General features: G+C 69.9%; 21 protein-coding genes. 10 read left to right on the top strand and 11 right to left on the bottom strand.

What is annotated here, in order from left to right; translation table 11 throughout:
- Window position 1: 1 nt before the first annotated feature.
- The 4 genes from KY661_RS14215 to KY661_RS14200 are packed head-to-tail and all read right to left on the bottom strand — an operon-like array spanning window position 2 to window position 4984.
- A complete protein-coding gene (locus KY661_RS14215) occupies window positions 2-1309 on the bottom strand; it encodes an MFS transporter (RefSeq protein WP_225410707.1) in 1308 nt (435 codons plus the stop codon).
- Between the two features lie 8 nt (window positions 1310-1317).
- A complete protein-coding gene (gene gltC, locus KY661_RS14210; RefSeq protein WP_225410706.1) occupies window positions 1318-3345 on the bottom strand; it encodes an adventurous gliding motility protein GltC in 2028 nt (675 codons plus the stop codon).
- Window positions 3345-4157, bottom strand: coding sequence for an outer membrane beta-barrel domain-containing protein (locus tag KY661_RS14205; RefSeq protein WP_075010477.1), 813 nt, complete (start codon window positions 4155-4157; stop codon window positions 3345-3347). The genes gltC and KY661_RS14205 overlap by 1 nt, the downstream gene beginning before the upstream one ends.
- On the bottom strand, window positions 4157-4984 hold the full coding sequence (locus tag KY661_RS14200) for an outer membrane beta-barrel domain-containing protein (RefSeq protein WP_225410705.1): 828 nt from the start codon (window positions 4982-4984) through the stop codon (window positions 4157-4159). The genes KY661_RS14205 and KY661_RS14200 overlap by 1 nt, the downstream gene beginning before the upstream one ends.
- Before the next feature lie 264 nt (window positions 4985-5248).
- Here KY661_RS14200 and cglC point away from each other — a divergent pair, with 264 nt between their 5' ends.
- From cglC to ybaK, 5 genes are all read left to right on the top strand, one after another.
- On the top strand, window positions 5249-5725 hold the full coding sequence (cglC, locus tag KY661_RS14195) for an adventurous gliding motility lipoprotein CglC (protein WP_143101645.1): 477 nt from the start codon (window positions 5249-5251) through the stop codon (window positions 5723-5725).
- A gap of 68 nt (window positions 5726-5793) precedes the next feature.
- Window positions 5794-7230: a vWA domain-containing protein gene (locus KY661_RS14190; protein WP_225410704.1), complete on the top strand. Its 1437-nt coding sequence runs from the start codon at window positions 5794-5796 to the stop codon at window positions 7228-7230.
- A 133-nt stretch (window positions 7231-7363) separates the two neighbouring features.
- Window positions 7364-7861 carry a 5-(carboxyamino)imidazole ribonucleotide mutase gene (gene purE / locus KY661_RS14185; protein ID WP_075010516.1) on the top strand — a complete coding sequence of 166 codons (498 nt, stop codon included), beginning with the start codon at window positions 7364-7366 and terminating at the stop codon, window positions 7859-7861.
- On the top strand, window positions 7858-8994 hold the full coding sequence (gene purK / locus KY661_RS14180) for a 5-(carboxyamino)imidazole ribonucleotide synthase (protein WP_225410703.1): 1137 nt from the start codon (window positions 7858-7860) through the stop codon (window positions 8992-8994). Before purE ends, purK begins: the two co-directional genes overlap by 4 nt.
- A gap of 4 nt (window positions 8995-8998) precedes the next feature.
- Window positions 8999-9475, top strand: coding sequence for a Cys-tRNA(Pro) deacylase (gene ybaK, locus KY661_RS14175; protein ID WP_225410702.1), 477 nt, complete (start codon window positions 8999-9001; stop codon window positions 9473-9475).
- A gap of 13 nt (window positions 9476-9488) precedes the next feature.
- On the opposite strand, the gene KY661_RS14170 is transcribed toward ybaK, so the two are convergent.
- Genes KY661_RS14170 through KY661_RS14160 form a run of 3 tightly spaced genes read right to left on the bottom strand, consistent with a single transcriptional unit; the run spans window position 9489 to window position 11470 of the window.
- Window positions 9489-10505, bottom strand: a complete 1017-nt coding sequence (locus KY661_RS14170) for a zinc-binding dehydrogenase (RefSeq protein WP_225410701.1) — start codon at window positions 10503-10505, stop codon at window positions 9489-9491.
- 33 nt (window positions 10506-10538) lie between these two features.
- A complete protein-coding gene (locus KY661_RS14165; RefSeq protein WP_225410700.1) occupies window positions 10539-11081 on the bottom strand; it encodes a DUF192 domain-containing protein in 543 nt (180 codons plus the stop codon).
- Window positions 11078-11470: a TIGR02266 family protein gene (locus KY661_RS14160; RefSeq protein WP_075010471.1), complete on the bottom strand. Its 393-nt coding sequence runs from the start codon at window positions 11468-11470 to the stop codon at window positions 11078-11080. Before KY661_RS14160 ends, KY661_RS14165 begins: the two co-directional genes overlap by 4 nt.
- A gap of 25 nt (window positions 11471-11495) precedes the next feature.
- Here KY661_RS14160 and KY661_RS14155 point away from each other — a divergent pair, with 25 nt between their 5' ends.
- The 3 genes from KY661_RS14155 (at window position 11496) to KY661_RS14145 (ending at window position 14952) form a co-directional block, all read left to right on the top strand.
- Window positions 11496-13862 (top strand): hypothetical protein, encoded by a 2367-nt coding sequence (locus KY661_RS14155; RefSeq protein ID WP_225410699.1) that lies wholly within the window; start codon window positions 11496-11498, stop codon window positions 13860-13862.
- Window positions 13863-13891: 29 nt separating this feature from the next.
- Window positions 13892-14416, top strand: coding sequence for a hypothetical protein (locus KY661_RS14150; RefSeq protein WP_225410698.1), 525 nt, complete (start codon window positions 13892-13894; stop codon window positions 14414-14416).
- A 68-nt stretch (window positions 14417-14484) separates the two neighbouring features.
- Window positions 14485-14952, top strand: a complete 468-nt coding sequence (locus KY661_RS14145; protein ID WP_225410697.1) for a nuclear transport factor 2 family protein — start codon at window positions 14485-14487, stop codon at window positions 14950-14952.
- A gap of 12 nt (window positions 14953-14964) precedes the next feature.
- Here the strand turns inward: KY661_RS14145 and KY661_RS14140 are convergent, their stop codons facing one another.
- The gene (locus KY661_RS14140) at window positions 14965-15936 is read right to left on the bottom strand and encodes a homoserine kinase (protein ID WP_225410696.1); all 972 of its coding nucleotides are present in this window, start codon (window positions 15934-15936) and stop codon (window positions 14965-14967) included.
- Window positions 15937-16092: 156 nt separating this feature from the next.
- Between KY661_RS14140 and KY661_RS14135 the strand changes: the two genes are divergently transcribed.
- Together KY661_RS14135 and KY661_RS14130 are read left to right on the top strand one after the other, a co-directional pair.
- A complete protein-coding gene (locus KY661_RS14135) occupies window positions 16093-17691 on the top strand; it encodes a tetratricopeptide repeat protein (RefSeq protein ID WP_317987258.1) in 1599 nt (532 codons plus the stop codon).
- Between the two features lie 450 nt (window positions 17692-18141).
- Window positions 18142-18603 carry a hypothetical protein gene (locus KY661_RS14130; protein ID WP_225410694.1) on the top strand — a complete coding sequence of 154 codons (462 nt, stop codon included), beginning with the start codon at window positions 18142-18144 and terminating at the stop codon, window positions 18601-18603.
- 13 nt (window positions 18604-18616) lie between these two features.
- Here KY661_RS14130 and KY661_RS14125 read toward each other — a convergent pair whose 3' ends face one another.
- From KY661_RS14125 to KY661_RS14115, 3 genes are all read right to left on the bottom strand, one after another.
- The gene (locus KY661_RS14125; RefSeq protein ID WP_075010463.1) at window positions 18617-19108 is read right to left on the bottom strand and encodes a hypothetical protein; all 492 of its coding nucleotides are present in this window, start codon (window positions 19106-19108) and stop codon (window positions 18617-18619) included.
- 14 nt (window positions 19109-19122) lie between these two features.
- A complete protein-coding gene (locus KY661_RS14120; RefSeq protein ID WP_225410693.1) occupies window positions 19123-20463 on the bottom strand; it encodes a cyclic nucleotide-binding domain-containing protein in 1341 nt (446 codons plus the stop codon).
- 68 nt (window positions 20464-20531) lie between these two features.
- The gene (locus tag KY661_RS14115) at window positions 20532-22661 is read right to left on the bottom strand and encodes an FHA domain-containing protein (protein ID WP_225410692.1); all 2130 of its coding nucleotides are present in this window, start codon (window positions 22659-22661) and stop codon (window positions 20532-20534) included.
- Window positions 22662-22692 lie beyond the last annotated feature (31 nt).

The raw sequence follows: 22692 nt of genomic DNA, 5'->3' as shown, positions 1-22692 counted from the left end.
CTTACGGGCTTTGCCGCGCGCCCGCGTCCGCCATTCGCATGCGCGACACCAATCCCAGTGCCAGGGCCGCGCCCACCCCCAGCATCCCCGCCGCCGTGCCATACGGCATGGACGGGCCAAAGCGGGTGAAGAGCCATCCTCCCAGCGCCGGGCCCAGAATCCGCCCCAGGGAGCTGAAGGCTTGATAGGTACCCAACACAGCCCCCTGCCGCTCCGCCGGCGCGTGCAGGGACACCACCGCGGACAGGGAGGGGTGGGTGAAGGCCGAGCCCACCGCCAACAGCCCCATGGCCGGGAAGAGCCACCCGTAGGTGGGCGCCAGCGGTAGCACGGCGAGTCCCAGCGCTGTCACCGCGAATCCCACCACCACCAGCACCGCCTCCCGGCCCGTCCGCGAGCCCGTGCCGGGCGCCGGGTGCCGGTCCGGCAGGAGCTTCCGGAGCAGCCCCCCCTGCAGCACGGCCGACAGCACGCCCACCAGGGCGAACAGCCAGCCCGTGCGGAGGCTGGCCTGGGCCAGCACCTCCGGGCTCGCCTGAGCGCTCAGGAAGAAGAGCCCTCCCTCCAGCGGCACCGGCCCCGAGGAGAGGAACCGCGAGAGGAGGAACACCGAGAAGGTCCCCTCCATCTGCGCGAAGGCGGTGGTGAACAGGAGGATGAGGGCCAGGCACGGGCCCACCACCGGCAGCCGCAGCGCGCCGAGGGCCCCGCGCACCGAGCGCACCGGCACCCCCGGAGAGCGGCCCGGCTGGAGGGACTCCGGAAGGAACAGGTAGGTGACGAGCAGGTTGAGCCCCGCGAGCCCCGCGGCGAACAGGCCAATGGCCAGGTTGCCGCCCCAGGCCCCCAGGAACCCGCCCAGCGCCGGGCCCAGCACGAAGCCCAGGCCAAACGCCGCGCCGATGAGCCCCATGCCCTTGGCGCGCTCCTCGGGGCGGGTGACATCCGCCACGTACGCCTGGGCCGTGGCGATGTTGCCCCCGCTCACCCCGTCGATGATGCGCGCCAGGAACAGCAGCGGCAGCGAGTGGGCGAAGGCGAACAGCACATAGCCTGCGAGGGAGCCCGCCAGGCTCACGAGCAGCACGGGCCTGCGGCCGTACCGGTCCGACAGCCGCCCCAGCACCGGGGCGAACAAGAGCTGCATCAGCGAGTACACGGACACCAGCAGCCCCGCCGTGAAGGCCGAGGCGCCGAACTTCACTCCGTACACCCCCAGCTGCGGGATGAGGATGCCGAACCCGATGAGGTCCAGCACCACGATACCAAAGACGGCGCGCAAGGATGCGCGCCGGGCAGGCTCCTCCATGCTCCCGCTTACCGCGCCTGACTCGACGCCTGGACGTCGCGGTTGGCCGAGTCGCGCTCGATGCAGCCCTTCGTCATCGTGTACTGGTAGGTGCCCAGCTCGTCGCGCCAGTACTCACCCTCGTACGGCCAGTAGAGCTGATCATCCGGCACCGCCACCGAGTACCGGTACTTCTTCACGATGGCCGTGCGCCCACCCGCCTTGAGCTGCTCCTCGAGGAACTCCTTCTCCTTCGTAGTCGTCTCGAACTTGATGCGCAGCCCGTTGGCCAGGAGCTGCTTGAGCGCCATCAGCTCCGTCTCCAGCTTGCCCTTGGCCATGATGCCCGCGCGCGAGATGAGCGAGACGCGCTGCTCCTTGAGCCCCTCCAGCAGGGCCTTGGACAGCTCGGAGTACTTGAAGGTGTCCTTCTTCTCGCCAAACAGGTCCATCTCGTTCTCCAGCTCGAGGATGGAGTCGTTGGTCTTCTTCAGGTCCTGATCCGTGAGGGCCAGGCGCAGGATGCGCTCCAGGATGATGTCCGTGCCGTTCTTCTCCAGCCCCTCCTTGTTCTTCTTCTGAACCTCGGAGAGCACGCCGTAGTACTCGTCGGCGTTCCTGTTCTCCTTCACCAGCTTGTCCAGCTGGTCGTGCACCGGCAGGTAGGTGCGCTCGAAGTCCTGGAGGATGAGGGTGGACTCGCGGTAGCGGCAGTTCTCGTAATAGATGACCGCCTTGAGGATGAGCGCCTCGGGGAAGTACTCCTCCCGGAAGAAGGGCGAGGACAGGGTGATGAGGTTGCCCAGCGCCTGCTCATACTGGCCCACGCGGTAGTTGGCCCAGCTCGACTCGAACATCGACTCCAGCCACTGCGTGGTGCCGCGCTCGATCTTGTTGAAGTAGAAGATGGCGTAGCGGTTCTGCTGCATGCCGTAGTGCGTCCGGGCCAGCTGCATGAACGCCAGCTCGCGCAGGGACTGATCCAGCTTCGCCTCCTCGCCGCCCTTGGCGGGGTTGGGACGCGTGAGGCGGACGACTTCCTTCATCGCCTCGATGGACTGCATCATGTTGGTGTCGCCACGGCGCCCATCGGCGCTCTTCTGCTTGGTGCCGAAGCGGAACAGCGCGATGCCCTGCAGGAACTTCACGCGCGGGTAGAACGCGTCGGTGCGCGGCACCGTCAGCGCCAGCCGCTTCACTTCCTCGAAGCTCTTGTCCGCCTCGGCCGTCTGCCCCACCTGGTCGAGCGCGCGGCCGCGCACGAAGTGGTAGCGCGCCAGCAGGTAGCGGAACTCGCTGCGGAACTTCTCGGGGAACTCGTAGTTGGCGTAGCGGGCGATCTCGTCGAGAACGACCGTCTCGTTCTTCGTCTTGCGGCTGATGAAGAACAGCCACTCCAGGCTCGTCTTGAAGAACTTCGTCTGGGGGCCCAGCGCGAGGATCTTCGAGAACTCGCCGAGCGCCGAGTGGTACAGCCCCATGCGGTACAGGGCCTTGGCCACCACGTAGCGCGCCTCGGTGTGCAGGCCCGACATCTTCGGGTCCTGGAGCACCTCGTAGGCCGACATGGAGGCCTGCTCGTACTCGTCGTTCTTGAAGAGCGACACGGCCACGTCCAGGCGCTGCCGGTCCGCGGTCTTGCCGGACACGTCCACCGCGTCAAAGGACATGGTGGGCGCGGTGCCCTTGGACGAGCTGCCCGTCAGATCCAGCCCCAGCCCCTCGGTCTGCGCGGGCGCGGGGGTAGGCGTGGCCTCCGGCGTGGGCACCGGATCCGGTGCGACGCCCGGAGAGGGCGTGGGCGCCTCGGCGGGCGTGGCGGCCGCATCCGCGGGAGCCTCGCTCGCCGCGGGCATGGCCTCCTCCTCGGGAGGAGTCTCGGCCGGAACGGCCTTCTTGCCACGCGCGGGCTTCTTCTTCTTGGCAGCCTGCTTGCCGCGCTTCTTCTTCGAAGCGCCGGGCGTGTCGAGGCCCTCGAAGCTCTGGGCAGGGGCGGGGTTGGCCCACACGAGCGTAAGCCCGAGCAGGGCGAAACGGAGGAGTCGGGAGGTGCGCATCATGACTCGGGAAGGGCAGTGGGGAAGAAGAAGGAGAAGCCCAGCTCGAACATCAGCTGGTTGCGCAGCGTGGTGGAGGGAAGAACCGCCTTCTCCACATAGATGAGGTCACGCACCTCGGTGCGCACCGTCATGTACCGGTTGAGGAAGAAGCGGAAGCCGATGCCCACGTTTCCGCCCACCGTGGTGAAGGACTGGCCCCCCTCCCCTTCGCTGGCACGCCGCCCCTTGTACTGGACCGCCGAGGCGCCCACGATGCCGTACATGTCGAAGTGGAGGAACTTCTCGGCCAGCACGGAGATCTTCCCGTAGATGGGCGCCCACTGCAGGTCCACCCCCGCCATCAGGGTGAGCAGGCCGGGGGCCTCGCCATCCAGCTGCTCGAAGGACGGCGAGCGGCACCCGCGGGTGACGCCCCCCTCCACCTGGGTGAAGGTGCAGATCTGCGCCGAGCCGGACACCGCCGAGAGCGCGTACCCGGCGCGCAGCCCCACCCCGAGCGTCTCCAGGGGGTGGTAGGTCAGCGACGCCCCCAGGATGTACTTGGAGAAGAACGCATCCCGGAAGGTGACGGTGGCCGAGGGGCTGACCTCGAAGCGGCCCTTCTTGAGGAAGAGGTGGCCGGACACGGGGCGGATGCGCTCGCGCAGCGGCCCGAGCGCGTCCTTGTCCACCTCGGACACGTCGCCAGCCTCGGCCTCCGAGGAGGACGCGGCGGGCACGGGCTCCGTGGCCGTGGGGGGCGGAGCGGTCTGGGCCAAGGCCACGGCCGGCGCCCAGCAGAGCACCCACAGGAGAGAGAAGGCGCGCATCACTCGCCCTCCCGGCCAGTGGACTGCAGGGGGAAGAACAGCGAGATGCCCGCGTTGATCGTCATGACGTTCTGCAGCGCCCCCTTGCTGGTACCCAGGGGCTGATCCACGTACGAGGTGTTGATCAAGGAAGTGTTCACCGCCAGGAAGTCCTTGGCCACGAAGCGCAGGCCCACGCCCAGGTCGGTGGCGATGTTGAGCCCGCGGCCCGGCAGCGAGGAGGTCTCGGTCTGCACCACGCCCAGGCCGCCCACGAGGTAGCCGTCGAAGTGGAGAATGGAGTTGAGGAAGGCCACCTTGCCATACAGGGGGCTCCACTCCACGTCGCCCATGGCGGCCCAGTTGGGCACCGAGTTGTAGATGGCCGACTGGAAGCTGCGCTTGGCGATGCGCACGTCTTCCGAGGGAATCACCTGCATCACCGAGCCGCGCACGGCCACCGCCAGGGTGTCCGCGAAGTAGTACGCCCCGCGCAGCGAGGCGCCCAGCTTCGAATAGTACGGATCATTGATGGAGAAGCTCACCTGGGGCGTCAGCTCGAAGCGGCCCTTCTTCAGGTACACCTTTCGCTGAACGCTTTTGACCCGGTCGTCCAAGGTCACGTCCGTGGAGACGGCCACGGGCTCCGGAGGGGGCTCGGCGGCCGGCGGGGCGGCCTCCGGGGCGGGTGGGGTTTCAGCGGCAAGAGGGGTCTCTTCGGTCTGCGACTCCTCGGCCTGATTGGCGTCCGAGCCGCTGAGGTCGAGTCCCATCCCCTCTTGGGATTGGGCGAGCGCTAGCGCGGGTCCGAAGCACAGCGCGAGCAGGGTGGCCTTGAGGCGATTCACTTCCGGGGGCTCCGTGGTGGAGGGGCGATCAGCCGCCCGCGAATGTGCGGAGTGTCAACGGCGGGGGCATCCTATCCGTCCACTTCCACCCCTACAACCAATCCGAGCATGTCCCGGTTACGTTCCCGGCATTCCCCCTGCCTGAACTATTCCACTCATGCCACTTGTGGCGGAAACGGTTGGCAGCGCGAGCCGCTATGCTACGGTCCGGGGCTCACCCCTCCTTTGCCTTCCTCTTCCCTTCTCATGAGGTGCACACCGGTCATGTCTGCGCGTCTGGTCATCGTTCTGAGTGCCGCCCTGCTCGCCAGCGCGTGCGAGGTCACCACCCAGCTGGGCCAGGAGTGCCTGCTGATCAAGCAGGATCCGGACCGCCCCGGGGAGTCCACGGCCATCCTCGAGCGGGAGATCCTCCCGGGCCAGGACTTCATCTCCTTTGGCGTCACGGACTGTGAGGACCTCGTCTGCGTCCGGGACGCGAACTTCGTGGGAGACCCCAACCCGGATGCCCAGGCCAAGGGCTACTGCAGCCAGGACTGCGTGGAGGGCTCGGGCAAGTCGGGCTGCGAGGTGACGGACTCGGGCGTGGCCGAGGACATCCGCACCGGCATCACCTGCCGCTCGCTGCTCCTGGACCAGGCCTCGCTGGAGCGGCTGCGGCAGGAGGACCCGGTGGCCTACCGGCGGACGTTCGGGGAGAACAACTCGCCGTACTTCTGCGCGGTCGCGCTGACGCCCTGAAGAATCCGTAGACCTTTTTTCCGCCTCATCCGTCTGAAGCAGGGCCCGCTGTCCCAAGGAGCCCTGCCATGAACAAGACCACCACCCTGCTGGCTTTGACCGGGGGGCTCGCGCTCACCGCCCTCGTGCTGGGGCTGCCGCAGCTGACCGCCCCCCTGCTCCATGGGGCCACGCCCCTGCCGGCCCAGCCGTCCCCCCCGCCCCCTGCCCTGCCGTCCCCGCCGCCCAGCACCTCCCAGGGCTCGCTGGCGATGACGAGCCGCCTGTCCCACCCCTACATCATCCCGGGCCGCTCGGACCTCTTCGTCACCGTGGACCTCCAGGGCCAGGAGGTGCCGGGGGCGAAGCGCAGCCCGGTGAACCTGGCGCTCATCATCGACCGGTCCGGCTCCATGAGCGGCTACAAGCTGGAGCAGGCCAAGCAGGCCGCGCGGCAGCTCGTGAAGATGCTCAAGGACGAGGACCGGCTGGCCATCGTCCACTACGGCTCGGATGTGAAGAGCCTGCCGGGCATGCGGGCCACCCCCGCCAACCGCGAGCGGATGGTGCAGTACATCGAGGGCATCTGGGACGAGGGCGGCACCAACATCAGCGCGGGCCTGCTCGCGGGCCAGGCCCAGATCGAGGCCGCACGCTCGGACTACCGCGTCAACCGCCTCATCCTCATCAGCGATGGGCAGCCCACCGAGGGCAGCACCGACGCGGGCAGCCTCCAGCAGCTCGCCAAGGACATCCGCGCCCAGGGCATGACGGTGAGCTCCATCGGCGTGGGAACGGACTTCAACGAGGACCTGATGCAGGCCTTCGCCGAGTACGGCGCCGGGGCCTACGGCTTCCTGGAGGACGCGGGGCAGCTGGCGACGATCTTCCAGAAGGACCTGCAGCAGGCCACCACCCAGGTGGCGCGCAACGTGGAGCTCTCCTTCGAGCTGCCCGAGGGGGTAACGCTGGGCGAGGTGCTGGGCTACCGCTCCAGCAGCGCGGGGAACACGGTGCGCGTGGCCCTGCCGGACTTCTCCGCCGGGCAGGCCGAGCGCGTGGTGGCCCGGGTGGTGGTGACGGGCGCTCGCGTGGGCCAGGCGGTGGACGTGACGGGGCTGAAGCTCGCCTACACGGACCTCTTGAAGGACAAGACCGTGGGCACCACCGCCCGCCTGTCGGCGATGGTCACGGACCGGCGCGAGGAGGTGCTCGCCCGGCAGGACAAGGACGCCACCGTGTTCGCCACCCGCGCCCGCAGCGCGCAGAACCTCCAGAAAGCCGCCGAGGCCCTCAAGCTGGGGCGGAAGGACGAGGCCAAGCAGCTCATCCAGCAGAACCAGCAGATGTTCCACGAGGCCGCCTCGGTGGCGGGAGCACCGGCGGTGGCCGCCGACATGGCCGAACAGGACGCGGCCATGGCCGAGTACGAGAGCGCCGGCAACGCGTACGAAGTGAACACGGCCGTCAAGCGCTCGAAGACTCAGGCGCTCAAGAGCTTCGGGCGCATGGGCTCCACGTACTGAGGGGATGCTGGGGGGCCCAACCTCCCCGCCACCTCACAGGACGCGCGCTTCTCGGTTGACCGGCGGAATCGCGCCGCCCTATCTCCGCATTCTCCCGCCCCCGGCGGGAAAGCGCATGGAGGCGCGAGACAGCATGGCGAGTGCGGACACCCCCTGGGTCGGAGTCATCATGGGCGGCAAGAGCGATCTCGAGCACCTGCGCCCTGCCATCGACATCCTCACCGAGCTGGGCATCCCCCACGAGGTGCGCATCGTCTCCGCCCACCGCACCCCGGACTGGATGATCGAATACGCCTCCACGGCGGAGTCCCGGGGGCTGTCGGTCATCATCGCGGCGGCCGGCGGGGCGGCCCACCTGCCGGGCATGGTGGCCAGCAAGACGCTGCTGCCCGTGCTGGGGGTGCCCATGCCCACCACGGTGCTCAACGGCTTCGACGCGCTGCTGTCCATCGTCCAGATGCCCAAGGGCGTCCCCGTGGGCACCCAGGCCATCGGCAAGCCCGGCGCGGCCAACGCCGCGCTCCACGCCGCCTCCATCCTCGCCCTCCAGCGCCCGGAGCTGCGCGCGCGGCTGGCCAGCTGGCGCAAGGCCCGCACCGACGAAGTGCTTCACGAACGGGAGCTCTCATGAAGACCGTGCTCCCCGGAGGAACGCTCGGCATCCTGGGCGGAGGGCAGCTCGGCCGGATGATGGCGCTGTCGGCCCGCACACTCGGCTTCCAGGTCCAGGCGCTGGATCCGGATCCCGCCTGCCCCGCCCGCTGGGTGGTGGACCAGTGCTACACGGCCGACTTCGGGGACGCGAAGGCGGCGGCCCAGCTCGCCCGGGCGTGCGAGGTGGTGACGCTGGAGATCGAAAAGATTCCCCTGGCCTCGCTGAGGGCGGCGACGGAGCACGCGCCGGTGCGCCCCTCCGCCGAGGTGCTGGAAGTCGTGCAGCACCGGGGACGGCAGAAGGCGTGGCTGGCCAAGAACGGCTTTCCGCTGGGCCCCTGGCGCGAGGTGGGCCGCGCGGAGGCGCTCGCCGCGGAGGTGAGCGCCCTGGGAGGGCGCTGCTTCGTGAAGTCCTGCGAGGGCGGCTATGACGGCCGCGGGCAGGTGGTGGTGAGGTCCGCCGCGGAGGCCCCCCAGGCCTGGCGCGAGCTGGGCGAGCGCGCGGTGGTGGTGGAGGCCACGCTGGACCTGGAGGCCGAGCTGTCCGTGCTGGTGGCCCGCAACCCCCGGGGCGAGACGGCGGTGTACCCGCCCGCCTTCAACCACCACGAGGACCGCATCCTGGCCTGGTCGCTGCTCCCCGGCCCGGTCCCTCCCGCCGTGGCCTCGCAGGCCGCGGACATCGCCCGAGCCATGGCCCACGCGCTCCAGGTGGAGGGGCTCCTGGTGGTGGAGATGTTCCTGTTGAAGGACGGCACGCTGCTCGTGAACGAGCTGGCCCCCCGGCCGCACAACAGCTTCCACGCCACGGAGGTGGCCTGCCTCACCAGCCAGTTCGAGCAGGCGGTGCGCGCGGTGTGCAACCTGCCCCTGGGCTCGGTGGAGGTGGTGCGCCCCGCGGCCATCGTGAACCTGCTGGGGGACCTGTGGCTGAGCGAGGGCGGCCCCCGCTTCGAGCAGGTGCTGGCGATGCCGGGCGTCCGGCTGCACCTGTACGGCAAGCGCGAGGCACGCAAGGGCCGGAAGATGGGGCACCTGTCCGCCGTGGGCACCACGCCCGAAGAGGCGCTCACCCGCGTCAAAGCCGCCGCCCAGGCCCTGGGGATGTGAGGCCGTGAAGACGAACGCCGCCCGCCTGCTGGACACGCTCGGGGTTGCCTACGAGCTGCGCGAGTACGAGGTGGACCCCGAGGACCTGTCCGCCGAGACGGTGGCCGCCAAGGTGGGGCTGCCCGCGGAGCAGGTGTTCAAGACGCTGGTGGCGCGCGGCGACCGGACGGGCGTCCTCCTGGCCGTGGTGCCCGGCGACGCGGAGCTGGACCTGAAGGCGCTGGCCCGGCTGAGCGGGGACCGGAAGGTGGACACCGTGCCCCTGAAGGAGCTGCAGCCGCTCACGGGCTACATTCGGGGCGGTGTGACGGCCCTGGGCGGCAAGAAGGACTACCCCGTCTTCGCGGACGAGACGATCGACCTGTTCGACGTCATCTCCGTGTCCGCGGGCGTGCGGGGCACCCAGCTCCTGCTGGCTCCGGAGGCCTACCGGCAGGTGACGAAGTGCAAGGTGGGCCCCATCTCCCGCCCGAAGGGCTGAGGCCCTCCGGGGCTCAGGCGTTCGGGGTGAAGAACACCTTGCCCGACGTCATGTCCGTCCCGGCCAGGCGCAGCGCCTCTTCCGCCGCTTCGAGGGGAAAGCGCGCGCGCACGGGCGTCTCGAACGCCTTGCCCATCCGCAGGGGCACCTCCACCAGGGCCCGGAGCTGGGACTTGCCGAAGCCCTGGGAGAGCCACGCGCCCAACCAGAACCCTTCCACCTTCTGGCGGCGGAAGATCAACTCGCCCACCGGCACGCGGCTCTCCTCGCCGGAGAGCGCGCCGTAGACCACCACCGTCCCGCCCTCGGGCAGCGCCTGAAGGAGCTGCCCCGTCATCGCGCCCGCCACCGCGTCGAAGCCCAGCGTCACCCCCAGCTCGTGGCAGCGCAGCCGCAGGCGCTCCTCGAACTCCGGCTCGCTGCTGTTCACCACGTGCTCGGCCCCCAGCCCGCGCAGCAGCGCCTCCTGCTCCGCCCGGCGGACGATGTTCACCAGCGGAATCCCCGCCTGCAGGGAGAGCCGCAGCAGCATGCGCCCCAGGGTGCTCGCCGCCGCGCTCTGCACCAGCGCCCGGTGCTTGCCCTGGCGCGCCAGCTCCATCATCGCCCAGGCCGAGAAGGGGTTGACGAAGAGGCTTGCCCCCTGCTCGTCATCGATGCCCGGCAACAGGGGCAGGCACTGGGACATGGGCACCACCACGTACTCCGCCCACGTCCCATCCTGGCTCTGCGCGGAGGACACCCCCACCCGGCGCCCCACCAGCAGCCGTCCGGCCAGGCTCCCCGCGGCCACCACCGTGCCGCTGCCCTCGAAGCCGGGCACCACCGGCAGCGGCTTCTTCACCCCATACTGGCCCCGCATGAACATCTGGTCCGCGGGGTGGATGGGCGCGGCCTTCACGCGCACCAGGAGCTGTCCGGGCGCGGGCTTCGGCACCGGGCGCCGCACGAGCCGCAGCGCGTGGGGCCCCCCGCCGTAGTCCGTGAGGCACAGGGCACGCATGGTCTCGGGAAGCGTTTCAGCCGTCATGTTCCCCTCCGGAGGCATCCAGGCACCGCGGGCTCAGGGAACGATGGGGATGGAGGAGACACCCTCGAACTCCACGGTCGCGCCCTTCACCACCCCCACCGACTGGCACCAGCCGCCGGGGACCTCCAGCACGAACTGGCTGGGCACCCCCACCGAGCGCGGCGTGAGCGTGCGCGGCACGGCCCGTTCGCTGATGCCCACCAGCTGCATCTTCGAGTTGATGAAGAGCATGTCCAGGGGGATGAGCGTGTTGCGCATCCAGAAGCTCTGCACCTCCTCCTCGGGGAAGAGGAAGAGCATGCCCTTGCCGGCGGCCAGCTCCTTGCGCCACATCATCCCGCGCGTGCGGGACTCCGGCGTGGCGGCCACTTCCACCTCCACCCGGTGAACCCCTCCAAAAGCATCCTTGAGGCGGACCCAGGCACGCGGCAGCGGGGGCAGCACATAGTCCTCCGCGGACACATCGGTGACAGGCGGGCGGCTCGCGGGAGGCTTGCCCTGGGCTTCGGGCGCCTGACAGGCCACGAGCAGCAGCAGGACCGGCAGGGCCCCCGTCTTGACGGAATGGAGCTTCATGAGTGCAGGGGCTTCTTGAGGAGCTTCTCGGTCAGGTCCGTGCCCAGGCTGTCCGCCATGAGCTTCTCGACGACGGCCTCGAACTCCGTGCGCTGGGAGTCGTTGCTGTAGATGAAGCGGATGCCCATGCCGGGCTCGTCCCCATCCCCCTTGGACCAGACCACCTCGCCCAGCAGCTCGAAGGGCGCCTCGCGCTGGGGCACCGTCAGCTTGAAGAGGAAGCGCGTGCCGATGGGCAGCGGCTTCTTCGTCTTGATGAAGGTGCCACCCTTGGAGATGTTCTTCGTGTAGTCGGCGAAGAAGGAGTTGAGCTTCTTGTAATCGACTTTCAGTTCGATGGGCGCCCGCGTGTGCTGGCGGTGCTCGGGACCGGTCTTCTGTTCGGGCATGCTGGCAGGGAGTATAGGGGAGCCCATGCAGCAAGTCCCATCATCCCGAGTTCTCGCCCTGCTGCGCCGCCGTGCGGTGCTCTGTGTGGTGGGTGTCCTGGCACTCGGAGGCTCCGCGCTGGTCTTCCTCCCGCTGTTTGGGGTGCCCGGTTTCGAACTGGGGCTCGCCCTGGCCATCGCCGTGGGCACCCTGGGGGGAGGCGTGGGCATCGCCGCCGCCGCCCAGGAGCGCCGCATCCTCCGGGGAGAGGAGCCCCGCTGGAAGGATCTTCCCCGGCCGGAACGCCCCGGGGTGGCCGTGGCCCACGCCCTGGGCGCCGCCCTGCTGCTGAACACCGCGGTGCTCCTGCCCCCCTTCCTCAGCGCCACCCTCTTCGCGTGGCTCACCACCCCGTGTGATCCGTTCGAGCTCGTGGGCTTCTACCCCCTGCTCACCCTGCCCTCCGCCGCCCTGGCCGCCGCGGCCGGCGTCCTCTGCGGCTTCGGAATCCAGCGGCCCGGGCGCGCGGTGCTCGCCTATGCCGGCCTGGTGCTCGCCTCGGGCCTCCTCACCGCCTGGCCCATCGTCTTCGGCCCCCAGGTGTATGCCTTCAACCACTTCCTCGGACATCTGCCCGGTCCGCTCTACGACGAGGCGCTGGAGGTCACCCCCCGCCTGGCGTGGTTCCGGCTGGAGACGCTGCTGGGGGCCTCGGTGCTGGCGCTGCTGGCGGCCCTGAGCCTGGACGTGCGGGAAGGCCGCCTTGCCCGGCCGCGCGTGGGGCTGGGCACGGGAGGGCTGCTGGCGCTGCTCCTGGGAAGCATCCTCCTCATCGAGGTGCAGGCCCCCGCGCTGGGGCTGCGGATGAACGACGCCACCCTCTCCGAGCGCCTCGGCGGGGTCCGGGACACGCCCCACTTCCGCCTGCACTACCCGCGCGGCAAGCCCCGGCAGGACGTGGAGCGCCTGGCGAGGGACCTGGAGTTCCGCCACGCCCAGCTCGCCCGCTTCCTCGGCCAGGCCCCCACGGAGACGATCCACGTCTACCTCTACCGCTCGGACGAGGAGAAACAGGAGCTGGTGGGCGCCGGACGGACCCAGTTCGCCAAGCCCTGGCGCTACGAGCTGCACATCAACGAGCGCCCCTTCCCCCACTCCACCCTCCACCACGAGCTGGCGCACGTGATGGCGGCCCCCGCGGGCAGCGGCCCCTTCCGCGTCACCACCCGCTTCGGGGTGTGGCCGCTGATGGGCGTGATTGAAGGCTACGCGGTCGCCGCAGATGACCCCATCCAGGGGGACCTCACGCTGCACCAGTGGGCGGCGGGCATGCGCCGGCAGGGGCTGGCGCCGGACATGCGCGGGCTGATGGGCCCCGAGAGCTTCTACCAGGCCGCGCCCACGCGGGCGTACACCGTCGCGGGCTCCTTCATCCGTTATCTGGCGGACACCTACGGCGCGGAGAAGGTCCGCACCCTCTATGCCCACGCGGACTTCCCCGCCGCCTACGGCCGCTCCGTGGACGAGCTCGCCACCGAGTGGGAGCGCTTCCTGGACTCCCTGCCGCTGGACGAGGCGGCGCTGAGCCGCGCCCTCTTGCGCTTCCGCACCGGCAGCCTCTTCTCCCGCACCTGTGCGCGCGAGGTGGCGCGGCTGTCCGAGGCGGCCGCCAGCTCCATCCTGGGCGACCCGGAGGAGTCCCTGCGGCTCTACCAGCGCGCCGCGTCGCTCCAGCCCGAGGAGCCCACCTACCAGCTGGGCCAGGCCTCCGCGCTGGATCAGCTCGACCAGACGGCCGAGGCGGCCCAGTTGCTGGCGCGCCTGGCAGAGAAGGCCCAGGCCCAGCCCGCGCTGGAGGCCGAGGTAGCGATGAGGCAGGCGGACATGGCCCTGCGCCTGACGCAGCTCGACGGGGCCCGGCGGTACCTGGAGCGGGTGCTCGCCCTGGCGCCCAGCCCCGAGCTGGAGCGCACCGCCCAGGTGAAGCTCTCCGCGATCGACTCCCCCTCGCGCCTGGAGACCCTGGAGCGCTTCTTCCGGGACCCGCGCGAGGACCTGCGCCTGGTGCGGCTGGCCTGGGCACTGGAGACAACGCCCAAGGACGCCATCCTCCACTACCTGCTGGGGCGGCGGCTGCACCAGGTGGGCGAGCCCACGCTCGCGGGGGAGCACCTGCGCCAGACGCTGGAGGCCACCCCACCGCTGTCCGAGGCCCTGCGCCGGGAGACCCTGCGGCTGGTGGTGGAATCCTCCTACCTCGCCGGGGACTGCGGCGCGGTGAGGCACGAGGTGGGGGCACTGCCGGATTTTGGACCTGCCTTCAAGAAGGCGGCCACCGAGTGGGTGGACCGGTGTGCGTTCGAGGATGGTGCCCTGGGCGGACCTCTGGTGCCCCGGCGGGCTTTCCGCTAGACGCATCCGCCTACTCGACAGGAGGGTATATGCGGTTCGAAGCGCGGCAGCGGATTCAGGGGACGGTGGACGAGGTGGAGCGCGCGTTGCTCGACGAGCGGTACTCCGATTTTCTGCTCAAGCACCACGGCGTGCTCTTGGAGGTGCAGACGCTGGAAGTCAAAGACGAGGGCAACGTCGTCCGCCGCCGGATCCGCTACCGCCCCAAGCCCGTCATCAGCTCCATTGGCCCCAAGAAGGTTCCCCCCGAGTGGTTCGCCTTCATCGAGACGTCCACCTATGACAAGCGCACCAAGGAGCTGACGTTCGCCAACGTGCCCACCTCCAATGCCATCTCCAAGATGATGGTGAACACCGGCGTGCTGCGCCTGAGGGACGTCAACGGCGAGACCGAGCGCACCATGGAGGGAGAGATTTCCCTCAAGCTGCCGTTTCTGCTCAAGCCCCTGGCGCTCATTGGCGAGAAGGTCATCCAGTCCGAGGGGCTGAAGATTCTTGATGCCGAGACCCCGGTGCTCAACCGCTTCATCGCCGAGCACGTCCGCAAGGCGTAACCGGTCCTCCGGCCGTCCGGGGAATGAGTTGACACCGGAGCGGTTGGACTCATAGAGGCCACCGAACCATGAACGTCCGATCGCTCCTTGTCCTGCCCCTGCTGCTCCTGGTCACGGCGTGCGCCACCCGGCGCATTGCCGGCACCGATATCGAAGACACCGAGGATTCGCGCGCCATCCTGGGCGTGATGGAACGCTACCGGTCCGGCCTGGAGGCCAAGGACTCGCGCGCCATTCTGGCCATCGTCTCCGAGAGCTTCCGCGAGGACTCCGGCACGGAGACGCTCGAGGACGATCTCTCGTATGCCAATCTGGCAGACCACCTGAAGAACCTCTTCTCCCGGCTGGACAACCCCAAGGTGGACATCAACGTGCGCCGGCTGGACATCAACAAGGACCAGGCGGTGGCCGTCTACTACTGGAACGCGAGCTGGCGGCTGCCCTCGCTGACGTCCCGGGCCCAGAACGACTCGGAGCTGGAGCAGATGGTGCTCGAGAAGCGCGACGGCCAGTGGAAGATCGTCTCCGGCATCTAAGCGCCGCCCCGCTCACAGCCCCATGAGTTGGAGGAACCCCGCGGGCCCCAGGGCCACCAGCTCCCGGGCCCGCCCCAGGTAGGTGCGGAAGCTCTTGCGGGTGAGCTGCTCCGCGGGCAGCGGCGACAGGTGGAAGTCCCGGATGCGGCTGGCGGTGTAGCGCACCGCCCCGAAGAGCGCGTGCCCGAAGAGGTGCTCGCGCTCCACCGGCGACAGGGGGCGCGCGTCCTGGTAGCCCCGGAAGAAGGCCTGGCACAGCGCGGGCACGTACTGCCCCTCGAAGCCCCAGGCGTTCAGGGTGATGGCCACGTCCAGCGCGTAGGCATCCCGGCACGCCATCTCGAAGTCGAAGAAGGCGCCCACCCGGTCCCCCAGCCACTTCACGTTGTCCATGAAGAGGTCCGCGTGGATGACGCCGCGAGGCTCCAGCCCGCCCGCGCGCTCCTGCTCGGCCCGCGCCAGGTACCCTTCCAGCTCCCCGGCCACCTGGGCCACCTCCGCGTCCGGGTTCTGCCGCAGCCCCGTGAGCCACTGCTGCACCTGCGCCGCGCTGTAGGGATTGTCCCGGCTTCCGCCAAAGGACTGGGTGAGCCGGTGCATCTTCCCCAGCTCCTGTCCCAGGCGCTCCAGGTGCTCCGCGGTGAGCTGCGGGCGCTTCAACTCCTCGCCCACGAGCCACCGGAACACCGACACCCGCCCGCCCTGCAGCTCCAGGAAGGGTGCGCCCTGCGCCGTGAGCACGGGCGCGGGGCCCGGGAACTGGGACTCGGCAAGGTGGGCCAGCAGCGCGGCCTCGAAGCGCAGATCCTCCGCCGAGCGCACCGTGGTGTGCCTCACGAAGAAGCGCCCCGAGGACGTGAGGAACCGGTGGTTGGTGTTGATGGAGCCCTCGGGGATGGCGTCGACCGTGTGCACCTCGCCCAGCCCAAAGGCCTCGGCGATCCGCGCGAACGCCCCGGAGTCCAGCACCGTGTACACCGCCATCACTCCACCTCCAGGAGTCGACAGCCGCTCAACCCTCCGGCCCCCCCCACGTTGACACCCGGAGACAGCGGCCTTAAGTAGCCCCGGCTCCCCTTATCACGCATAAACGTCCGAAACCATTCAAATTTCCAGTCCGGAAGGCGGTCGCGCATGGGCATGGCAAGCGGCAGTAGCGGCGGGCAACGGGACTGGAAACGGCGCGAGAGCCTGGGCAGTGCGCTGGCCCAGGTGGCGCTGGTGGCCGTGCTGCTGGGGGCCGCCGTCACCTTCGTGGTGCACCGGGGCCGGGTGCGGCGCGACACGGAAACACACCTCAAGGCGGCCCAGGGGCTGGCGCAGCGCGGCAACCCCGCGGACCTCGCGAAGGCGCTCCAGGAGCTGGACGCGCTGTTCGCCCTGGATGCGGACGTCTACGGCGCGCACGCCCTGGCGGCGGACCTCCACGCGGCGCTGTGGCTGGAGCACCACCAGCCCGGCTCGGAGGCCCCGGCGCGCGAGCACCTGGCCCGGGCCGAGGCCCTGGAGTCCAAGGATGCCGAGCGCTATGGCGCCCGGGTCGTCCGGGCCTGGGTGACGCTGTCCGAGGGCAAGGCCCCGGAGGCCGCCGGGCTGTTGAAGGCGCTGCGCGAGCGCGGGGCGAGCAACCCCAAGCTGTGGCTCGTCCAGGCGCGGACGGACCAGGCCCTGGGCAACCTCCAGGCCTCACGCCAGGCGTATGCCCGCGCCATGGAGGGGGCCTGGAAGGATCCCCGCTTCGCCACGGCCTACGGCGAGGCCCTGCTGCAGGAGGGGCTGTTCGCCCAAGCCGGTGAGGCGCTGGGCCGGGCCACCTCGGCCAACCCAGACCACCTCCAAGCCCGGCTGACGGCGGGGCTGGCCACCCTGGCCCTGCACGGCAGACCGGACGAGGTGGAGCGCACCCTGCAGGACCTCCAAGCCCGGGAGGCGGAGCTGAGCCCCGCGCTGAAGGCCCGGGCCCTCGCCACCCGCGCGGAGCTGGCACTGACCCGGGGCAACCCGGACGCGGCGCTCCAGGCGGCGGACGCGGCGCTCGCCGTCTCCCCGAAGGAGCCCTATGCCCTCTTCGCCCGGGCCAAGGCGCTGACGGCGAAGAAGGACCCGGGGGCCCGCGCGGCCTTCGAGGCGGCGGCGGCCCAGCACAAGACGGCGCCCCTGTTCTATTTCGAGGGGGCCAAGGCGCTCCAGCAGCTGGGCGACACCGCCGGGGCCCTGGCGCTGATCGATGGCTACGAGGCCACGTTCCGGAACATCCAGGTGAGCGCCGGCGAGGGCAAGACGGTCAGCGCGCTGGAGCGGGACGACCGGTACTGGCTGACGCGCGGCAACGTGCTGGAGGCGGCGGGCCGGCAGGATGAGGCGCTGACCGCCTATGAGCAGGCCCTGGCCGTGAAGGGGCCGCAGCAGGCCCGCGCGCAGTACGCCAAGGGCGCGCTGCTCCTGGCCCGCAGGGACTACGAGGGGGCGAAGGCGGTGCTCACCACCGTCACCCCGGACAACGGCACCAGCTCCGTTCCCGAGGCCTACACGGCCATGGCGGAGCTGCTCTTCGCCCAGGGGGACTACGCCACGGGCTGCCAGCACCACTTCTTCGCCCTGAGCCGGGCCCAGGGCCGGGGCGTTCCCGCCGAGCAGCTCCAGGCCCAGGTGGCGCAGATCGGTAAGCAGCTCACGGACGCCGGCCAGGTGAAGATGGCCCAGGCCTGGAAGACCGAGGCCGAGGCCCTGCTGAAGTAAGGCCGCCTCAGAGGCGGGAACGGATGGCCTGGTACCAGCGCTCGGCCATCTTCGCCTCGCCCGTGGGATTGGGGTGAATCCCGTCGTAGGTATCGGCCAGCGCGCTGAACCCCGTCCATTGATCCACCACCGTCACCGGTGAGGCAGCCGTGCGCTTGTGCTCCTTGAGCTTCTGCCACAGCGCACAGCAGCACGATCTCCCAAAGTCACTCTCAACTTTTTCAAAGACATGCGAACCACTTGGTGTGGGGGGCGCTGAACCCTCTCATATCCCTGACCAGGAAAACACGCCTTACCGCTCTCTCACCGCCAGAATACATTTCATGATCTGAAAACATCCGCTCTCAATGCAATACAAAAAATAACTTCAGCGTCTCACTTTCTGCTTTTCTCATGACTGTCTTCACGCCCATACTCGCGCCCAACCCCAACTCCCCAGAGGCGCCAGATATGAGCAACCCTCTCTGTTTCACGAAGGCTCCCCGCCGCTCCTTGGTGTTGTCCTCGTTGATGGGCCTGGCCCTCGTGGCGAGCGCTTGCGGCCCTGCGGCCGGCGAGCCCAGCCAGGATGTGGGCACTCAAAGCCAGACATTGCAGGACGGGTGCGAAACCCAGTCGCCGATCCTGACGATGAGCGGCCCCACCACCATCACCCTCCAGTGCAACGAGCCCTGGGTGGTCCCGGCCGTCTCCGCGGTGGATGGCTGCGGCAATCCCTTGACCGTGTACGGCTACAACACGGGGGATGACGACCAGGATGGCATTCCGGGCACCATCGATCCGGATGACTTCGGCCCGGGCCCCGATACCGCCACCAACGGCCTGTATCAGGTGCAATTCCTGGCGTGGGATGCGTATTACAACATCACGGGAGAGATCCTCTTCGTGAACGTCGTGAATTGCCCTGAGTAACAGGCAAAGCCTGTCAGAATAACTCCGAGGGCTCCAAGCGGCGGTGGGTGGCGCGCACCATGCGCCATTCACCGTCCTCGTTCTCGAAAGAGCCCTCCACCCGCCACGCGCTCATCACGCTGTCCTGCCCGAGCTGCTCAAGTTCCTTCGCCTCCGAGCGGCCGAAGATGAACTTCACCGTGAAATCGCCCCGCGAGGGAGACACCTCGGTGACTTCGAGGTCCGTGGTGAACAGCCGCAGCCACTGGCCGCGCAGCACCTGGGCCAGGAGCACGCCCCGGACCCGCTGCTTGTCCCAGCCCTGGTCCGTCTTGAAGCGCTCGGACACGCCCTCCATCACCGCGCCGATGTCCTTCTGCTCGGCCGCGTGCGTCATCTCGCCGATCTTCCGGCGGATGGCCTCCTCCACGGGAGGCTCCTCGTGCGGCCAGAAGGCCAGCACCAGCCCCGCCACCAGCAGGGCCAGCCCTCCTCCCACCACGTGTGAGCGCGTCAGGGCCACCATGGGAGGCTCCGGACTCAGCCCGCCCGGGCCACGTCCGGCTCGATGACCAGCTCATCCGCGTCGATGATCTCCGCGGGCCGCAGGGCCTCGGCCGTCCGCTGGATGCGCTGCTCCGAGAGCTGCTCCAGGTACGTCTTGATGGAGGGGTACTGCTGCGTCAGCTCGGCGAAGGCCTCGCGCGGCAGGAAGGCGGTGGCCGTCTTGCGCGTGGCCGCCACGGTGGCGGTGGCATTGGCGCCGGTGAGCAGGGAGATTTCCCCGGCCACCTCGCCCTCCCGCAGGATGCCCAGGCTCACCGCGCCGCCGCCCGGGTCTCCCTTCTGCACCACCAGCTCGCCGGCGAGCACCAGGAACAGGCCCGGCGAGGGCTCGCCCTCCACCAGCGCCTTGTCCCTCGGCTGAAGCGCCCGGAAGGTGAAGCGCTCCAGGAGCGCGGCCCGGTCGGACTCGGGCAGCTGCTGGAAGAGCGGCGAGGTGGCCATCATGTTGCGCGCCATGCGCTGCTGCGCGAACTCCGCCAGCACCTGGGGCACGGAGGGGTGGTTGCGCGCCACGGCGTTGAGGTGCTCGCGGCGGACCTCGAACACCTCCGTGTCCACCGTGGAGGTGACGCTGGCGGTGGGCGAGGTGCTGGTGATGAGGGACAGCTCGCCGAAGATGGAGCCGCCGCCCAGGAAGCCCAGCGTCTTGCGCTGCCCTTCCGTCAGCCGCGTCACCTCCGCCTTGCCGGCGACGATGACGTGGAGGTGGTCTCCCGTCTCCCCCTCCTGGCTCATGACGGTGCCCGGCGGCACGCTGCGCCAGGCCATCCGGTACACCAGGTCCAGGAAGGCCTCGCGCTCCAGCGCCGCGAACAGCGGCAGCGGCGGGCGGCTGTTCGGGTCCGCCGCCCCACCCGGGTCCGGCGCCGCCAGCACCTCGATGGCGTGCTGCGTCAGCTCCTCGCCCACCATGCCCAGGAGGTCCTGCTCCACCTTGCCCTCGAACATCGTCTCGGGCGGCAGCGGCGGCGGCACGGAGGCGCGCCCCGCGGCATTGCGCGAGGCCCGGGCGTGGATGCGCACCAGCGTGTCCTTCAACCGGCGCTCCTGCGGGGCCAGCTCCAGCGCCAGCTTGCAGGCGGCCATGGCCGACAGCAGGTAGTCCCGGCGCAGCAGGCCCTCGGCACACGCGTGGTAGGCCGTCACCGCGCGCTCCCGCTCTCCCATCTCGGCCAGGCACCGCGCCGCGAGCATCCGCGAGCGATGGTCCGCAGGTTGGCGGCGCACGGCCTCGGAGAACACCCCGAGGGCCCGCTCGAACTGGCGATCCTCGATCAGATCCATTCCGAGCTCTCGCAGCGACGACTCACTCATTGCCACTCTCCCACAAGGTATTGAACGGCGGCGGGTGCCCCCGCCCCACCTTACCGCACGCCGCGCCGTCAGGGCTGAAGTGCTTGCAGGTGCGTCTCCGCCTTTTGCCGCAGCTCCGAGTCCGGGGGGGAGGCGTCGATGACGATCCTGAACTTTTCCGCCGCGGAGCGGGGATCCCGGTCCCGCTCGATGTAGGCGCGCTTGAAGAGCTCCTCCACCTGGCCCTCCAGGCTGTTGAGCCCGTCCTGGGCGCCCGCGTCCCCGGGGTTGATGCGCAGGGCCTCCCGGAAGCTGCGGGCCGCGCTGGCCACGTCGCGGCGCGCCAACGCCGCCTTGCCCGCGCTCACGGAGGCCCGGGCGAGCTGCTCGTTGAGCGTCTCCTGGAGCCCGCCGTTGAAGCCGATCTGCTGGTACAGCTCGGAGGAGCGCTTCAGGGGCCGCACGGCGGCCTCCAGCGAGCGGGCCTGGACCTTGCGCTGGGCGTCCTCGAAGGACTTGGCGAACTGGGGGATGAGCCGCTTGAGGCTCTTGGCGCGGTCGCGGATCTCCGTGTCGCCCTTGTGGGCCTCCATCACCCGGTCGCACTCGAGCACCGCGCGCGCGTAGTCCCCGTTGTCGAACTTGCGCTCCACCGCCTCGAAGGCCTCGGCGATGAACTGGGCGCGCTTCTCGGCCGCCAGCTTCGCCGCCAGGGCCTTGTTCTGCCGCCCCTGCCGGGCCAGCTCCTTGGCCTCGTCCTCCAGCGCCTTCTCCAGGTCCGCCAGCTTCTGGCGGTAGAGGGGCTGGGCCGAGGGCGGGAGCCTGGCGACGAGCGCGCGCAGCCCCTCCACGTCGCGCTGCTCCAGCAGGGCCTCCGCGCGCTTCACCAGGAAGGCCAGCTCGCGCTCATCCAGCTCCTTCTCCAGCTTCTCGCGCTCCTCGTCGCTCTGGGCCGTGGTGCCCAGCGGCGTGTCCTTCAGCTTCTGGCGGGCCTCCTCGAAGCGCTCCTCGTCCATGAGCGCGCGCACGGCCTGGAAGGCCTCCATGACGGCCAGCTCCTTGCGCGCCGCCTGGGCCAGCCCCTCCGTGTCGATGCCGGGCTTGAGCGCCTCGGCCTCTTCGATGAGCTTCACCGCGAGCGCGAAGTCCCCGCTGCGCACCGCGTTGTACGCCTGCTGCATCTTCGTGGCGGCGACGGCCTCCTTCGGGTCCGGGGGCTGCACCTCGGGCTGGGACGGGCGCCCCATGAGGATGATGGCCACCACCAGCGCCACCACCACCGCCACGCCGATGCCGCCGCCGATGAGAACCTTGTTGCCACCGAACTTGTTGTCCCCGCCCCGGCCGGGCCGGGGCCGGACGGGCGCATCCAGCAGCTCCTGGGGCGCCGGGAAGCGGGCCTGGGTGGCCTGGTTGAAGCGCGGGTCCGCCGGGTCCACCTCGTCCTTGCTGGCGGCGCCGGTGTTGGCGGCGGCATCCTTCCGCGCGGCGGCGTCCGCCTCGGCCTTCTTCTGGGCCTCCTCCGCGGCCTTCTTCTCCTCGGCCTCGCGCGCCTCCTGCTCGGCGCGCATCTGCTTCACCTGCGCCAGCTCGTCCACGTAGCGGATGCGCGTCTTGCCGATGGCAATCACATCGCCATGCGTGAGCAGCTTCTCGTCCACGCGCTCATCGTTCACCAGCGTGCCGTTGATGGTGCCCAAGTCCCGCATGAGCGTGCCGGCTTCGCTGTGGATCAGCTCCAGGTGGCGGCGCGACACGGACTGGTCGGACAGCTGCAGCTCGATCTTCTTGCCGCGCCCCACCACCATGCGCACGCCCTTGAAGCGCCGCTTCTTGCCCTGGTCCGGGCCCTCCACGATGTGGAGCGACACGGGTGGCCCCGCCCGGGTCGCGTCCGGGTTGTCATCGTCCTCCTCGGGCAGGGGCTCGTCGTCCTCTTCCTGCTCGGAGAGCGCGTCCATGCCGCTCGGCCGGCGGACCGACCGCGCCGACGGGGTCGGAGTGCCCTCCTCCGCGTCCTCCTCGCCCTCGTCCGGGTAGTGGTTGGAGGTGTGGTACTCCTCGTCCACCTCGACGGAGCGGGGACGGGCCCCCGCGCGGGAGCGCTCGCCGTTGGCGAAGGGCGACGGCCGGAGCTCGGTGCGATCATTCCGCGAGGCACCGCCCGAGGGCTTCGGGGCATCATCGGCGGGGGGGGAATTGGGTCGGCGAGGGGGCATGGAGGTGGGGGGCCTGGAGCGGGGCCGGAGC

The sequence above is a fragment of the Allostigmatella hybrida genome (assembly GCF_020103775.1).
Taxonomy (GTDB): domain Bacteria; phylum Myxococcota; class Myxococcia; order Myxococcales; family Myxococcaceae; genus Hyalangium; species Hyalangium aurantiaca.
The sequence above is the reverse complement of the archived record's forward strand: the minus strand, read 5'-3'. Positions and strand labels throughout refer to the sequence as shown.

What these genes read in the sequence shown, in the direction of transcription:
- KY661_RS14215 (WP_225410707.1), bottom strand. Translation starts at nt 1,309, where the DNA reads ATGGAGGAGCCTGCCCGGCGCGCATCCTTGCGCGCCGTCTTTGGTATC.
- gltC (WP_225410706.1), bottom strand. Translation starts at nt 3,345, where the DNA reads ATGCGCACCTCCCGACTCCTCCGTTTCGCCCTGCTCGGGCTTACGCTC.
- KY661_RS14205 (WP_075010477.1), bottom strand. Translation starts at nt 4,157, where the DNA reads ATGCGCGCCTTCTCTCTCCTGTGGGTGCTCTGCTGGGCGCCGGCCGTG.
- cglC (WP_143101645.1), top strand. Translation starts at nt 5,249, where the DNA reads ATGTCTGCGCGTCTGGTCATCGTTCTGAGTGCCGCCCTGCTCGCCAGC.
- KY661_RS14190 (WP_225410704.1), top strand. Translation starts at nt 5,794, where the DNA reads ATGAACAAGACCACCACCCTGCTGGCTTTGACCGGGGGGCTCGCGCTC.
- purE (WP_075010516.1), top strand. Translation starts at nt 7,364, where the DNA reads ATGGCGAGTGCGGACACCCCCTGGGTCGGAGTCATCATGGGCGGCAAG.
- purK (WP_225410703.1), top strand. Translation starts at nt 7,858, where the DNA reads ATGAAGACCGTGCTCCCCGGAGGAACGCTCGGCATCCTGGGCGGAGGG.
- KY661_RS14170 (WP_225410701.1), bottom strand. Translation starts at nt 10,505, where the DNA reads ATGACGGCTGAAACGCTTCCCGAGACCATGCGTGCCCTGTGCCTCACG.
- KY661_RS14165 (WP_225410700.1), bottom strand. Translation starts at nt 11,081, where the DNA reads ATGAAGCTCCATTCCGTCAAGACGGGGGCCCTGCCGGTCCTGCTGCTG.
- KY661_RS14160 (WP_075010471.1), bottom strand. Translation starts at nt 11,470, where the DNA reads ATGCCCGAACAGAAGACCGGTCCCGAGCACCGCCAGCACACGCGGGCG.
- KY661_RS14155 (WP_225410699.1), top strand. Translation starts at nt 11,496, where the DNA reads ATGCAGCAAGTCCCATCATCCCGAGTTCTCGCCCTGCTGCGCCGCCGT.
- KY661_RS14150 (WP_225410698.1), top strand. Translation starts at nt 13,892, where the DNA reads ATGCGGTTCGAAGCGCGGCAGCGGATTCAGGGGACGGTGGACGAGGTG.
- KY661_RS14145 (WP_225410697.1), top strand. Translation starts at nt 14,485, where the DNA reads ATGAACGTCCGATCGCTCCTTGTCCTGCCCCTGCTGCTCCTGGTCACG.
- KY661_RS14140 (WP_225410696.1), bottom strand. Translation starts at nt 15,936, where the DNA reads ATGGCGGTGTACACGGTGCTGGACTCCGGGGCGTTCGCGCGGATCGCC.
- KY661_RS14135 (WP_317987258.1), top strand. Translation starts at nt 16,093, where the DNA reads ATGGCAAGCGGCAGTAGCGGCGGGCAACGGGACTGGAAACGGCGCGAG.
- KY661_RS14130 (WP_225410694.1), top strand. Translation starts at nt 18,142, where the DNA reads ATGAGCAACCCTCTCTGTTTCACGAAGGCTCCCCGCCGCTCCTTGGTG.
- KY661_RS14125 (WP_075010463.1), bottom strand. Translation starts at nt 19,108, where the DNA reads ATGGTGGCCCTGACGCGCTCACACGTGGTGGGAGGAGGGCTGGCCCTG.
- KY661_RS14120 (WP_225410693.1), bottom strand. Translation starts at nt 20,463, where the DNA reads ATGAGTGAGTCGTCGCTGCGAGAGCTCGGAATGGATCTGATCGAGGAT.
- KY661_RS14115 (WP_225410692.1), bottom strand. Translation starts at nt 22,661, where the DNA reads ATGCCCCCTCGCCGACCCAATTCCCCCCCCGCCGATGATGCCCCGAAG.